The sequence below is a fragment of the Streptomyces sp. SolWspMP-5a-2 genome (genome assembly GCF_900091845.1).
Taxonomy (GTDB): Bacteria; Actinomycetota; Actinomycetes; order Streptomycetales; family Streptomycetaceae; genus Streptomyces; species Streptomyces doudnae.
The window spans coordinates 1-12807 of record NZ_FMCI01000006.1; the positions used below are offsets into that span (position 1 = coordinate 1).

Here is a 12807-nt window from a genome sequence, read left to right on the forward strand (position 1 = left end):
GTCCCGCGCGCCGGGACCGCCGCGCAGGCCGGGACGGCCGGGCAGCCGGGGACCGGCGCACGCGCCGCCGTCCCGCGTGCGGCGTCCGCCGACGCCGTCCGGGCCGCCACCCTCACCGAGGTGACCGGCTTCGGGGCCAACCCGAGCGGTCTCCAGATGTACCTGTACGTCCCGGCCGCCGTCGCCGCCCACCCGGCGGTCGTCGTCGCCGTCCACTACTGCACCGGCTCGGGCCCCGCCATGTACGCGGGCACCGAGTTCGCCTCGCTCGCCGACCGGTACGGATTCGTCGTCGTCTACCCCTCGGTCACCCGGGCCAGCAAGTGCTTCGACGTCTCCTCGCCCGCCGCCCTCCGGCGCGGCGGCGGGAGCGACCCGGTCGGCATCAGGTCGATGGTCGACTGGGTGGTCGCGCGGTACGCCGCCGACACCGCGAAGGTCTTCGCGACCGGCATCTCCTCGGGCGCGATGATGACGAACGTGCTGCTCGGCGACTACCCGGACGTGTTCGCGGCCGGTGCCGCCTTCTCCGGCGTCCCGTTCGGCTGCTTCGCCACGACCGACGGCTCCGAGTGGAACAGCGCGTGCGCGGGCGGCACCGTCACCCGCACCCCGCAGGAGTGGGGCGACCTGGTGCGCGGCTCCTACCCCGGCTACACCGGGCCCCGCCCGCGGATGCAGCTCTGGCACGGCACCGCCGACGACACCCTCCGCTACCCCAACTTCGGGGAGGAGGTGAAGCAGTGGACGGACGTCCTCGGCGTGAGCCGGACACCCGCCGCCACCGACACGCCCGTCGGCGGCTGGACCCGCACCCGCTACGGATCCACCGGTGACCAGGCGCCCGTCGAGGCGATCAGCCTCCAGGGCGTCGGCCACAACCTCTACGCCTCCGGCATGGGCGCCCGCGCGCTGACCTTCTTCGGCCTCACCGCGGGCGGCGGCGATCCCCAACCACCCGCTGCCTCCTGCAAGGTGACCGTCGCCACCAGCGCCTGGAACACCGGACTGACCGCGAACGTCACCCTCACCAACACCTCGACCACGGCGGTCGACGGCTGGCGGCTCGCCTTCACGCTGCCCTCCGGGCAGACCGTCACCAACGGCTGGAACGCGACGATCGCCCCGGCCTCCGGCGCGGTGACGGCGACCAACGCGGCCTACAACGCGGCCCTCGCCCCGAACGCCTCCGTCACCTTCGGCTACCAGGCGACCCACACCGGCAACAGCGCGGCACCCGGCGCCTTCACGCTCAACGGAACGGCCTGCGCGACGGGTTGATCCGCGCGCCGGACCGACCGCACGCGACCGTGCCCGGCCCCCCTCGCGGAGCGGCCGGGCACGGTCGGGTCGCGGTGGCGCCGGACTGGGGCCCCCGGCGCCGTGGTGGACCTCAGACCGACCGGTGGTACTGGTCGGGCACGTGCACCTCCGCGCCCAGTGCGCGGGCCGCGCGCCGGGCCCAGGACGGGTCCCGCAGCAGCTCACGGCCGAGGAGGACGGCGTCGGCCTCGCCGTTGTCCAGGATCTTCGCCGCCTGCTCGGGCTCGGTGATCAGGCCGACGGCCGCGACCGGCATCGGCGTCTCGGCCTTGACCCGGGCCGCGAACGGCACCTGGTAGCCGGGGCCGATCGGGATGCGGACGCCGGAGGCATTGCCGCCGGTCGACACGTCGAGCAGGTCGATGCCGTGGGCGTGCAGCTCGGTGGCGAAGCGCACGGTGTCGTCCGGGGTCCAGCCGCCGTCGTCCAGCCAGTCGCTCGCGGAGATCCGGAAGAACAGCGGCTTGTCGTCCGGCCACACCTCCCGCACCGCGTCGACGACCTCCAGCGCGAACCGGGTGCGGTTCTCGTAGGAGCCGCCGTACGCGTCGGTGCGGTGGTTGGAGTGCGGGGAGAGGAACTCGTTGATCAGGTAGCCGTGGGCCCCGTGGATCTCGGCGACCTCGAACCCGGCGGCCAGCGCACGCCGTGCCGCGTCGACGAACTGGCCGACGACCTCCTTGATCTGAGCGACCGTCAACTCCGTCGGTACCGGGTGCCGTTCGTCGAAGGCGAGGGGGCTGGGCGCCACCGGCTGCCAGCCGTGCGCCTCGGGGCCGACCGGGGCGCCGCCCTTCCAGGGCCGGTCCGTGGACGACTTGCGGCCGCCGTGGGCGAGCTGGATGCCGGGCACGGTGCCCTGCGTGGCCAGGAACCGGTTGATCCGGCCGAACGCCTCGACCTGGGTGTCGTTCCAGATGCCGAGGTCGTACGGGGAGATCCGGCCCTCGGGGGAGACGGCGCTGGCCTCGGCGATGATCAGCCCGGTGCCACCCGTGGCGCGGGCGGCGTAGTGCGCGAAGTGCCAGTCGTTCGGGGCGCCGGTGTCCGGGCCCTCGGGGGCCGCGGAGTACTGGCACATCGGCGGCATCCAGACGCGGTTGGGGACGGTCACTCCACGCAGGGCGAAGGGCTCGAAGAGCGCGCTCACGGCGGACTCCATTCATCACGGGACCGGGGTTCACTCGTACGATAGGCACCGTAGTACGGTGGATGTCAAACTACGATGGTTCTCGTACAATGAAGCGGAGAGTCCGCAGCGGGGACGCGTTCCGTCCGGGGCGCGGGCCCGGCCCGCAGAGGAGAGACCGTGACCAGTGCCGCCGCGCCCAGCCGCGAGCTTCCGCATCCGGTCCGGGCGGAGATCCGCCTGGAAGACGTGCTGCACGCGCTCTCCGACCCGGTGCGACTGCGCATCGTCTGCGAACTCGCCTCGGACGGCGGTGAGTTGGCCTGTTCGCACTTCGACCTGCCGGTCACCAAGTCCACCACCACCCATCACTTCCGGGTGCTGCGCGAATCCGGCGTGGTCCGGCAGGTCTACCGCGGCACGGCCAAGCTGAGCGCCCTGCGCCGGGAGGCGCTAGACGACCTCTTCCCGGGGCTGCTCGACACCCTTCTCGACGCCGCCGACCGCCAGGCCCTCCGGCTCGGCGACTGAGCTGCCCCTGCCCGGCAGCTGCTCGAACAGCAGGTTCAGCACGATCGCGGTGAGGCAGCCCGCGCTGATGCCGCTGTTCATGACCGTCTGGAACCAGTCGGGGAACCGCGCGTACACCGTCGGCACCCCGACCGGCAGCAGCCCGACGGCCACCGACACCGCGACGACGGTCAGGCGGTCGCCGCCCGTGAAGTCGACCCGGGCGAGGGTGCGCAGGCCGCTCGCGGCGACCGACCCGAACATCACCAGGCCCGCGCCGCCGAGCACGGGCGCGGGTATCGCCGCCACCACCGCGCCCAGCTTGGGCAGCAGGCCGAGCAGCACCAGCATGCCGCCGGCCGCGGCCACCACCCAGCGGCTGCGCACCCGGGTCATGCCGACCAGCCCGACGTTCTGCGCGTAGGCCGTGTAGGGGAAGGTGTTGAAGACGCCGCCCAGCACCGTCGACAGCCCGTCCGCGCGCAGTCCGTCCGACAGCGTCCGCGGCTCGACCTCGCGCCCGGTCATCTCGCCCACCGCTATCAGGTCACCGGTCGTCTCGGTCATCGTCACCAGCGCGACGACCAGCATCGAGACGATCGCCGACGCCCGGAAGACGGGTGCCCCGAAGTGGAACGGCGTGCTGACGCCCAGCCAGTCGGCGTCCCCGACCCCGCCGAAGTCGGTGAACCCGAACGGGACCGCCACCGCGAGCCCCACCGTGATGCCGACCAGCACCGCGATCCGGCTGAGGAAGGGCGGCGCGAACCGCTGCACGCCGAGCACGACCGCCAGCACGAACGCGGCGAGGGCCAGGTTCCCCGGGGCCCCGAAGTCGGCCGCGCCCGCGCCGCCCGCGGCCCAGTTCCCGGCGACCGGCAGCAGGGAGAGGCCGATGATCAGGATGACGGTGCCGGTCACCAGCGGCGGGAAGAACCGCAGCAGCCTGCCGAAGACCGGCGCGAGCAGCACGATCGCCAGGCCCGCGACGATCACCGAACCGTAGATCGCGGGCAGCCCGCCGCCCGTCGTGCCGATCAGCACCATCGGCGACACCGCGGCGAAGGTGCAGCCCTGCATGATCGGCAGCCGCACCCCGAACCGCCAGAACCCGACGCACTGCACGAGGGTCGCGATCCCGCACACCAGCAGGTCGGCGGTGATCAGGTAGGCCAGGTCGGCGGGCGGCAGTTTCATCGCCCCGCCCACGATCAGCGGGACGGCGACGGCGCCCGCGTACATCGCCAGCACGTGCTGGAGCCCGAAGGCGGCCAGCCGGTGAACCGGTGGCACCTCGTCGACGGGATGCGCGGGGGCGGCAGTGCTCATGGGGGCTCCTGGGCGGCGACGGGAGACGGCATCCGAACAGCACCCGACCGTAGGGCCGTTGGACGGTCCGCCGATTGCGGTCGTGTTGCCGACGCGTGTCATGCCCACCGAAAGCCGGTCCACGCCTCCTGGGCGACCCCGCCGCTGCCTAGTGCGGCGGCGCTCGGCCGGTGGGGTGCGGGGACCGGCGGCCGCGCGTGTCCGTTCGTATGGAATGTGATCATGCGGTTACGTTGCGTATGTGCTAGAAGCATCCTTTCTTAATCTTTCTGATCGTTGTCCGACGGACTGCACGGCGTCCGTGCGGCCCGCGTGGGAAGTGCGGGAGGGCGGGTCCACCACTTCCTGGTTCACCGTCCGGCTGGCGTTCGCGGACGGTGCCGAGGTCGAGGCGCTCGCCGTGGTGGGCGACGGCGGGGTCTGCGTCGAGGACGTGCGGGCCAGACCGGCGCTCTCCCTGGACGACCTCGCGGTGCTCGCCGACTGGATCGAGGGCCCGCTGACCCGGGACTGCGGCCTCGGCACCGCCCCCGACACCGAGCAGGGGCGTGCCGCGGGTGCCCGCAGGGCCCGCCCCGCCGGACCGCTCGGGCCCGAGAGCCGCCGACGGATCGCCCAGACGTACCGGGCGGCCCAGGCCGAGGGTGCCGATCCGGTCCTCGCGGTCATGGGCGCCACCGGCCGGGGCCGCCGCGAGGCCCTGCGCATGATCGCGCGGGCCCGGGACGCCGGTCTGCTGACGCCCCGTCATGTGAAGCGCTGAGCAGGGGAGTCGGACGGCCGTCCGCGGTCAGAGCAGGTCCCGCATGCGGGTGATCTCGCTCGTCTGCTGGGCGATCGTGTCGTCCGCCATCTCCTCGACGCGGATGTTGTTGCCCTGTGCCTTCACGTCCGTCGCCATGCTGAGCGCCCCCTCGTGGTGGGTGATCATCAGCGTGAGGAACAGCCGGTCGAACGCCTTGCCCTTCGCCGCGCGCAGCTTCTTCAGCTCCGCCTCGGTCGCCATCCCGGGCATCGAGGCGTGGTCGTGCCCGGCGGCCCGCTCACTCTTGCCGTAGCTCTCCAGCCAGCCCCGCATCGCCTCGATCTCCGGCCCCTGGGACGCGGCTATCCGCTCCGCGAGCCGCTTGACCGGCGTGGCGTCGGCCCGGTCCGCGACCAGGTCGGTCATGTCCAGGGCCTGGCCGTGGTGCTGGATCATCATGCGGGCGTACGCGACGTCCGCCGCGTTGGGGGAGTCGTCCTCGGCCCGCTGGGCGAGCGCGTCCGCCGCCGACAGGGTGCGGTTGTCCTCGCCGGGCGCTCCCGGCACGAGCACCGAAGGACCGCCGGACGCAGGCGACTTGGCCTCCGTGTCCGAGTCGCACCCGGTCAGCCCGAGCAGGACCGGCGCGGTCAGCGCGACGACGGCGAGGAATGTGCGCGGGGTCCGGCGGAACGGCACGACGACCTCCTGTGGCAGGCGAGCGGGGGGCACCTCGTGAGTGCTGAGGACCGTCCTAGCACGCTTGTGCTCGTGGTTGATCAAAAACCTTCATTACGAGTTCGTTGCCCTCTGTTGATATGAGCATGGTCAAGACGATACTGCGGGGTGCGTGCACCGTTCCGACGTGAACGGCACCAGGGAGGAAGCAGTGATCCTGTTGAACGTTTCCCGAAAGCGCCACAGACGCGCGGGAGTTGCCGCGGTGGCCGCCGCACTCCTGGCGGCGCTGCTGACCGCCGTCCCGGCAGCCGCGACGCCCGACCCCGGGGACGCCCCGGCCACCGGCAAGGAGGTGTCCAAGAGCGCCAGGACGCAGGCCGCCGAGGCGATAGCCGACGGCGAGATACCCGGCCAGGACGAGGTCGTCCACTCGTCCAACATCCAGCACCTCACCAACGTCCCCAAGGACGCGCTCGCCGGCACCAACTCGGACCTCGCCTTCCAGGGCAAGTACGCCTTCGCCGGCAACTACGACGGCTTCCGCGTCTTCGACATCAGCAACCCGAAGGCCCCGAAGACGATCGCCCAGGTCCTCTGCCCGGGATCGCAGAACGACATCTCCGTCTCCGGGGACCTGCTGTTCCTGTCCACCGACTCCTCGCGCAGCGACAGCAGTTGCAACAGCACCACGCAGCCCGCGACCGAGAAGTCGTCGTGGGAGGGCATGAAGGTCTTCGACATCAGCGACAAGCGCAACCCGCGCTACGTCGCCGCCGTCGAGACCGCCTGCGGCTCCCACACCCACTCGCTGGTGCCGGAGCGCAAGAACGTCTACATCTACGTCTCCTCGTACTCGCCGAGCGCGTCCTACCCGGACTGCCAGCCCCCGCACGACGGGATCTCCGTCGTCAAGGTGCCGCGCAAGCACCCGGAGCGGGCGGCGGTCGTCGGCTTCCCGGTCCTCTTCCCCGGCGAGGGCCCCGACGGCGGCGGCAACCCGGGCGCGCCCACCAACCCGGGCGTCTCCAAGACCACCGGCTGCCACGACATCACCGTCCTGCCGGAGGAGGACCTCGCCGCCGGCGCCTGCATGGGTGACGGCATCCTGATGTCCGTCAAGGACCCGGAGCACCCGAAGGTCATCGACCAGGTCCAGGACAACGTGAACTTCGCGTTCTGGCACTCGGCGACCTTCAACCAGAAGGCCAACAAGGTCGTCTTCACCGACGAGTTGGGCGGCGGAGGCGCCGCCACCTGCAACGCGACCGTCGGTCCGAACCGGGGCGCCGACGGCATCTACGACATCGTCGGCAAGGGCGACAGGCGCAAGCTCGTCTTCCGCAGCTACTACAAGATCCCGCGCCACCAGGCGGACACCGAGAACTGCGTCGCCCACAACGGCTCGCTGATCCCGGTCAAGGGCAAGGACCTGATGGTCCAGGCCTGGTACCAGGGCGGCGTCTCCGTCTGGGACTTCACCGACTCGACGAAGCCCCACGAGATCGCGTACTTCGAGCGCGGTCCGCTCTCCACGGAGCGGCTGGAGACCGGCGGATCGTGGTCGGCCTACTACTACAACGGCCACATCTACTCGAACGACATCGCCAAGGGCTTCGACGTCCTGAAGCTCAGCGACCGCCGTACCGACCCGGCGGCCCGGGTGCGCCTGGACGAGCTGAACGTCCAGACGCAGCCCGACTACTTCGACTGACGGCCGTCGTCGTCCCCCGCCCCTGCGGGCGGGCCGGCCGCGGGGGCACCGGCACCGCCGGTCCCCTCGGCCGCGCCGGTCGCGAAGAACCGTGACAGGTCCGCGCTGCGGCTCCCGTCGGGCGCCTCGTCCGCGTCCGGCGGGAGCCCCATGCGCCACTCCAGCCCGTAGCGCGTGAACAGCTCGGTGCGCAGCGCCGTGATCGGCATCGGCACGTTCGGCAGCACCATGGCGTACACCGAGCCCATCAGCAGCGACCGCAGCATCGGGTAGTCGCTGTCGGGGTGGTCGGAGCCGCGCCGGGTCACCGTGTCCCGCAACAGGTCGGCCAGCCGCTTCTGCTCGGGGCACTGCACGAACCCCTCGGCCTGGAGCAGCCCCGCCATGTGCTGGCGCATCAGCACCGGCCGGTCCCTGGCCAGTCCGAGAATCGCGTCGATGGCCCGCGCCATCCGCTCCCGCCCGTCCTCGGTGCGCGGCTCCCGCTCCAGGCCCTCCTCCAGCGTGCGGTGCATCAGACGGTGCACGGCCGACTGCACGAGCTGGCGTTTTCCCGGGAAGTAGTACGAGACCAGGCCCCGGGCCGACCCGGCCCGGTCGGCGATGTCGGCGAGCGTCGTGGCGTCGTAACCGCGCTCTCCGACCACCTCGACGGCGGCCATCAGGAGCCGTTCCCGGGAACGTCTCCGCAACTCTTCATTGACCGAGGCGCTGCGCGGGGACATGCTGTAACTCCTGCGTTGACTGGCTGGCAGCCAACTATACTCAGCGCAGACCGATCAGGACCCGTATGGGCCTGGTCAGGCTGCCGTCCGTCTGGGGCGACACGGGGGATCGTCTCAGACGGTCGGCGGCCGCTTTCCGGCAGGTCCCGGTGCGGGTTCCGCCGCGCCCGCGGCAAGCGGGCCGACGGGCCGGAACGCCGCGGTCCGGCCTCCGCGGAGCCGGGGAAACCCTGGTCGGGTCCACGGGCCCGGTGAGGGGGCCGGCCGTCCCGTCCGGCCGGTGGATCAGACGGTTCTCGCGGTCGCGTCCATCAGGAGGCGTGCGGCGTCCCGCGCGCGGTCGGCCGGTTCGGGGGTGCCGGAGATCGCCGCGGTGGTGATCGCGCCCTCGGCGAGCAGCGCGAGCTGATCCGCCAGCGCGGCGGGCCGTCCGGACGCCGTCACCAGCCCGGTCAGGTAGTCGTGGAACGCCTGCTTGTGGTGCCGGGCCTCCTCGGCGACCTCGGCCGAGGTCGCGCCCAGCTCGCCGAAGGAGTTGACGAAGGCGCACCCCCGGAAGCCGGGCTCGGAGAACCACCGGTGCAGCCAGTCGAAGACGGCGACGATCTTCTCCTCGGGCGCCGCCCGCGTGTCCACGTGCTCGGCCAGTGCCCGGCGCCACCGCGCGTCCCGCTGCCGCAGATACGCGAGGACGAGCGCCTCCTTGGAGGGGAACAACTGGTAGAGGCGCTTGAGCGACACCCCGGAGCCGCCGCGCACCGCGTCCATTCCGACCGCCTGGACGCCCCTCGCGTAGAACAGCTCCCCGGCGGCTTCCAGCACCCGTTCCCGGGCCGTCTCCTGGTCCGGCATCTGCGCCCCCTTGCGTGGAGAACCAACGTTCTCTACCGTAGCAGGCGGGTCGAGAACGACCGTTCTCGCAGTGCCTCCGGGCTCGTCGGGACCCGCTGACGGGCCCCTGCCGCCGAAAGGTCCGACATGACCGACACAGCGCGCCCGCCGGTGCCGCCGTTCACCCGTGAGAGCGCCACCGAGAAGGTCCGGCTCGCCGAGGACGCCTGGAACACCCGCGACCCGCGGCGGGTGTCGCTGGGCTACACGGCGGACTCCCGCTGGCGCAACCGGACGGAGTTCGCCACCGGGCGGGACGAGATCGTCGCCCTGCTGACCCGCAAGTGGGCCGCCGAACTCGACTACCGGCTGGTCAAGGAGCTGTGGGCCTGGGACGGCAACCGCATCGCCGTGCGCTTCGCCTACGAGCACCGCGACGGCGCCGGCGCCTGGCACCGCTCCTACGGCAACGAGAACTGGGAGTTCGACGAGCACGGCCTGATGCGCACCCGGCACGCCTCCATCAACACCCGCCCGATCGCCGCGTCCGAGCGCCGCTTCCGCTGGCCCCTCGGCCGCCGCCCGGACGACCACCCGGGCCTCGGCGACCTCGGTCTCTGAGGGCCGCGGGGAGGCGAGGGGGAGCGGGCTGCGGGCATGTCGTCCGCCAAGGCCGCCCCATCAGGCCTTCTCCCCGCCCCCGGTCGGATCCGCGCCGCCCCTGCCCGCCGGGTGCAGGCGCCGGTGGACCGTCACCGCCGCGGCCACCACCGTGGCGCCCAGGAGCCAGCCGCCCAGCACGTCCGACGGCCAGTGCACGCCGAGCCAGATCCGGGTCAGGCCGACGCCCAGGACCGAGACCGCCCCGGCGGCCAGCGCCGCCCGCCACCGCGCGGGCGTGGTGCCCCGGCGGCGCAGCAGCCACAGCAGCAGCCCGCAGACGACCGTCGCGGTCATCGCGTGCCCCGAGGGGAAGGCCGCGAAGCTCGCCGTGGCGACGGGGTCCGGCCAGACCGGCCGCGGGCGGTCCACGGCGGCCTTGAGGGCCTGCTGGAGCAGCGCGCCCAGCGCGCAGGCGGCGGCCAGCCACACCGCCGTCCACCGGTCCGCCCACCGCACGACCAGCAGCACCACCACGACCGCGCACAGCAGCCGCATCGTCCACGGGTCCCACACCCAGTCGCTGAGGACGCGCACGGCGTGCGTGACGCCGGGCTCGGCCACCGCCCGGCGGTGCGCGGCGCCGGCGAGGTCCCCGTCCGCCTCCGTCAGCGGACGCCACCCGGCGGCGACCAAGGCGAGCAGCAGCGCGGAGAGGGCGGCGAGGGCGGCCGCCGCCCGGGGTGCGCTCCGGTGGTCCTGCGGGTGGGGCGGGGAGTCGACGAGACGCGGGTGCATGCTCCGATCCTCCCCGAACGGGAGGGTGCGAGGCGAATGCCCCGTCCTGCGGCGGGCGGCGCGGCGCGGCGGGCCGGTTCAGCCCAGGGCGCGCAGGCCCGGCACGAACGCCACCAGGACCGGCACCACCGGGACCAGTGCCGCCGTCGCCGTCAGCCCCAGCCGCCGGGTCGGGGTGAGCCGGTCGGGCGGGGTGAGCAACCGGTGCACGCGCTGCGGGACATGGGCCTGACCGGCCGGCGCGGAGCCGAACACCCCGCGGTCCTCGTTGAGTTCGACCAGCGCGAGGGCCGTGGTGAGGCGGCCGTGGCGGCGCGAGGCCATGTCGTCGGCGGCGAGTTCGACCAGCCGGTGCATCTCGTCCCGGAACGCGGCGAAGACCGGCACCTGCGGGAATCCGTCGGCCAGCGCCGACGAGCAGTGCAGCAGCCAGTCGTGCCGCGCCCGCGCGTGCCCCTTCTCGTGCGCCAGGACGGCGTCCAGCTGACGGCCCTTCAGCCGCCGCAACGCGCCCGTGGTGACGACGAGTCCGGGTGTCGCGCCCGACATCCACCACGCGTCGGCCCGCTCGCCCTCCAGCACCACCAGCCTGCCGTACGTGGGCTGCTCACCCGGCAACAGCGGTGCGCGCAGCAGGAGTTCGGCCCTCCGGCGGCGCCTGCGGGACCTGGCCCGCAGCACCTCGCGCACCAGCATGGCCACGCTCCACGCCCCCGCGCAGGCGAGCGTCACCGCCGTCGCCGCCGCCCAGGGGCCCGTGCCGCCGATCGGGTACGCCTCCATGACCCCGTGCGGGGCGGACGCGAACAACTGGCCGCGCACCACCTGCCAGGCCGCCGCCGCGCTGAGCGTCATCGACAGCGCGCAGCACACCAGGACGGCCGCCACCACGCACTGCCACACCCACAGGGCGACCACCGGTTCACGGTCGGGCCAGTCGGCGCGCGCGAGCAGCCGGGGCGCGACGACGGCGGTCAGGGCGCCGAGCAGCAACAGTGCCGCGGGGACCATCATGGCCTCACCCTATGAGCGGGCCGCCGACCCGCACACGGCTGTGTCCGGCAAAGTGACGCAGGCAACGGCCGCCCGCGCTCTGCCCTGGCCGGAAGCGGGTCCGCGGTGTCCTGAACGGGTCACATCGTGAGCAGCATCGCCACCATCGCGATGCCCATCGAGAGGCGGCAGGCGCGCGCCAGCTCCGGCCGGTCGCCCCAATTGACGCTCCCCTGACGCGGATCGGCGGGGACCAGGCGCGCGCCGGAGAGCAGCACGTACCCGACGAAGTAGAGGAGCAGCGCCCCGGTCAGCAGCGGGATGCCGAGCGAGCCGCCGTGCCCGGCGTGGTGGGTGGGGGAGACGGCCATCACCATCGCCATGTAGACCATGGCCGCGTGGCCGATCAGATGGTGCAGGTGGTGCGCGCCGCGGCGGGCCGCCCAGAGGGCGCGCAGCGCGGCGGCCCCGAACACGGCCGCGTACACCGGCCAGGCCCACGACGGCGGGCTGAACACCGCCGTCGGCACGGCCATCGTCGCCATCCCGAACCCCATCAGGGCCTCGGTCCCCGCGGTCCTGCGCTGTTCCTCGACGCCGCTGCGCATCCGCAGCAGGCAGTACGCCCCCAGGGCCGCGCACAGCGCGACCAGCAGCCACCCGGGCGAAGCCGGTCCGTGCACGCGGGCCTCCCTGTTCGACGGTGTCGGACAGTCGGTCGATGCCCGCGGCACGCGGCGCGCACGCGAGCGCAAGGGTGTACACGGGGAGCGTGCGGGGCCGCACGGCCGGTCACCAAATGTTTTACGAGTAAAACACCTGTTAATCTGATCGGTATGAGCACCCCGACCCCCGCCCCCGGCCCCGCACGCGCCCGCCGCCTCCCGCTCGCCGGGGTGCTCCGCCCCGGGCGGCCCTCCGACATCTGGTTCAAGCCCGCCCTCAGCGCCGTGGCCTCGGTCGCGCCGCCCAACCTCACCCTCCTCGCCCTCGGCCGCCTCGACCTCGTGATGTACACGATGGCCGGGTCGCTCTGCGCCCTCTACGCCCACAACCGCCCCTACGCGGCCCGCGCCAGGGTGCTGGCCCTCGTCGTGCTCGGCATGGTCGGCGGACTCGCCGCCGCCCTGGTCACCGCCTCCCTCACCACCGCCCCGGCCGTCCTGGTCGCCGTCGGCGCCCTGCTCGCCGCGGTCCAGAAGGTCCTGTGCGACGCCACCCGGGTCGGCCCGCCCGGCAACGTCGTCCTCACCTTCATCTCCTCCGCCGCCCTGTTCGCCCCGCAGAGCCCCGGGCAGATCCCCGGACACCTCGCGCTCGCCCTCGCCGCGGGCGCCTGGGCCTGGCTGGTCGGCATGGCGCCCTGGCTGGTGCGCCCGCACGGCCCCGAACGCCGCGCCACCGCGCGGGCCCTGGGCGCCGCCGCCGCGTA

Annotated in this window: 13 protein-coding genes and 1 pseudogene; 6 read left to right on the plus strand and 8 right to left on the minus strand. The window is 73.2% G+C overall.

Annotation, left to right across the window (positions count from 1 at the left end; all coding sequences use genetic code 11):
• The coding region (locus GA0115242_RS00425) for an extracellular catalytic domain type 1 short-chain-length polyhydroxyalkanoate depolymerase (RefSeq protein WP_202554783.1) at positions 1-1281 on the plus strand (1281 nt) is incomplete at its 5' end.
• Positions 1282-1393: 112 nt separating this feature from the next.
• Here the strand turns inward: GA0115242_RS00425 and GA0115242_RS00430 are convergent.
• The gene (locus GA0115242_RS00430; protein WP_093823300.1) at positions 1394-2473 is read right to left on the minus strand and encodes an NADH:flavin oxidoreductase/NADH oxidase; all 1080 of its coding nucleotides are present in this window, start codon (positions 2471-2473) and stop codon (positions 1394-1396) included.
• Between the two features lie 159 nt (positions 2474-2632).
• Between GA0115242_RS00430 and GA0115242_RS00435 the strand changes: the two genes are divergently transcribed.
• Positions 2633-2983, plus strand: a complete 351-nt coding sequence (locus tag GA0115242_RS00435; RefSeq protein WP_093823274.1) for an ArsR/SmtB family transcription factor — start codon at positions 2633-2635, stop codon at positions 2981-2983.
• Here GA0115242_RS00435 and GA0115242_RS00440 read toward each other — a convergent pair.
• Positions 2906-4291: a nucleobase:cation symporter-2 family protein gene (locus GA0115242_RS00440; RefSeq protein WP_093823277.1), complete on the minus strand. Its 1386-nt coding sequence runs from the start codon at positions 4289-4291 to the stop codon at positions 2906-2908. The two genes, GA0115242_RS00435 and GA0115242_RS00440, sit on opposite strands and share 78 nt — an antisense overlap.
• A 301-nt stretch (positions 4292-4592) precedes the next feature.
• Between GA0115242_RS00440 and GA0115242_RS00445 the strand changes: the two genes are divergently transcribed.
• Positions 4593-5054 (plus strand): DUF6214 family protein, encoded by a 462-nt coding sequence (locus GA0115242_RS00445; RefSeq protein WP_256089314.1) that lies wholly within the window; start codon positions 4593-4595, stop codon positions 5052-5054.
• A gap of 27 nt (positions 5055-5081) precedes the next feature.
• Here GA0115242_RS00445 and GA0115242_RS00450 read toward each other — a convergent pair whose 3' ends face one another.
• Positions 5082-5735 (minus strand): DUF305 domain-containing protein, encoded by a 654-nt coding sequence (locus tag GA0115242_RS00450; RefSeq protein ID WP_256089316.1) that lies wholly within the window; start codon positions 5733-5735, stop codon positions 5082-5084.
• 190 nt (positions 5736-5925) lie between these two features.
• On the opposite strand from GA0115242_RS00450, the gene GA0115242_RS00455 reads away from it, so the two are divergent.
• The gene (locus tag GA0115242_RS00455) at positions 5926-7428 is read left to right on the plus strand and encodes an LVIVD repeat-containing protein (RefSeq protein ID WP_093823284.1); all 1503 of its coding nucleotides are present in this window, start codon (positions 5926-5928) and stop codon (positions 7426-7428) included.
• Here the strand turns inward: GA0115242_RS00455 and GA0115242_RS00460 are convergent.
• Positions 7416-8153, minus strand: coding sequence for a TetR/AcrR family transcriptional regulator (locus GA0115242_RS00460; protein WP_093823287.1), 738 nt, complete (start codon positions 8151-8153; stop codon positions 7416-7418). The two genes, GA0115242_RS00455 and GA0115242_RS00460, sit on opposite strands and share 13 nt — an antisense overlap.
• Before the next feature lie 285 nt (positions 8154-8438).
• The gene (locus tag GA0115242_RS00465; protein ID WP_093823289.1) at positions 8439-9005 is read right to left on the minus strand and encodes a TetR/AcrR family transcriptional regulator; all 567 of its coding nucleotides are present in this window, start codon (positions 9003-9005) and stop codon (positions 8439-8441) included.
• A 126-nt stretch (positions 9006-9131) separates the two neighbouring features.
• On the opposite strand from GA0115242_RS00465, the gene GA0115242_RS00470 reads away from it, so the two are divergent.
• Positions 9132-9605 (plus strand): nuclear transport factor 2 family protein, encoded by a 474-nt coding sequence (locus tag GA0115242_RS00470; RefSeq protein WP_093823291.1) that lies wholly within the window; start codon positions 9132-9134, stop codon positions 9603-9605.
• Positions 9606-9665: 60 nt separating this feature from the next.
• Here the strand turns inward: GA0115242_RS00470 and GA0115242_RS00475 are convergent, their stop codons facing one another.
• The 3 genes from GA0115242_RS00475 to GA0115242_RS00485 all read right to left on the minus strand — a co-directional run bounded on the left by GA0115242_RS00475 (position 9666) and on the right by GA0115242_RS00485 (position 12058).
• A complete protein-coding gene (locus GA0115242_RS00475; RefSeq protein WP_093823292.1) occupies positions 9666-10382 on the minus strand; it encodes a phosphatase PAP2 family protein in 717 nt (238 codons plus the stop codon).
• Between the two features lie 78 nt (positions 10383-10460).
• Positions 10461-11396, minus strand: a complete 936-nt coding sequence (locus GA0115242_RS00480; protein WP_093823294.1) for a M56 family metallopeptidase — start codon at positions 11394-11396, stop codon at positions 10461-10463.
• A 119-nt stretch (positions 11397-11515) separates the two neighbouring features.
• The gene (locus GA0115242_RS00485) at positions 11516-12058 is read right to left on the minus strand and encodes a DUF5134 domain-containing protein (protein WP_093823296.1); all 543 of its coding nucleotides are present in this window, start codon (positions 12056-12058) and stop codon (positions 11516-11518) included.
• A gap of 153 nt (positions 12059-12211) precedes the next feature.
• On the opposite strand from GA0115242_RS00485, the pseudogene GA0115242_RS00490 reads away from it, so the two are divergent.
• A pseudogene (locus GA0115242_RS00490) lies at positions 12212-12807 on the plus strand (FUSC family protein); the annotation flags it as partial.

What these genes read in the sequence shown, in the direction of transcription:
- GA0115242_RS00440 (WP_093823277.1), bottom strand. Translation starts at nt 4,291, where the DNA reads ATGAGCACTGCCGCCCCCGCGCATCCCGTCGACGAGGTGCCACCGGTT.
- GA0115242_RS00460 (WP_093823287.1), bottom strand. Translation starts at nt 8,153, where the DNA reads ATGTCCCCGCGCAGCGCCTCGGTCAATGAAGAGTTGCGGAGACGTTCC.
- GA0115242_RS00465 (WP_093823289.1), bottom strand. Translation starts at nt 9,005, where the DNA reads ATGCCGGACCAGGAGACGGCCCGGGAACGGGTGCTGGAAGCCGCCGGG.
- GA0115242_RS00470 (WP_093823291.1), top strand. Translation starts at nt 9,132, where the DNA reads ATGACCGACACAGCGCGCCCGCCGGTGCCGCCGTTCACCCGTGAGAGC.
- GA0115242_RS00475 (WP_093823292.1), bottom strand. Translation starts at nt 10,382, where the DNA reads ATGCACCCGCGTCTCGTCGACTCCCCGCCCCACCCGCAGGACCACCGG.
- GA0115242_RS00480 (WP_093823294.1), bottom strand. Translation starts at nt 11,396, where the DNA reads ATGATGGTCCCCGCGGCACTGTTGCTGCTCGGCGCCCTGACCGCCGTC.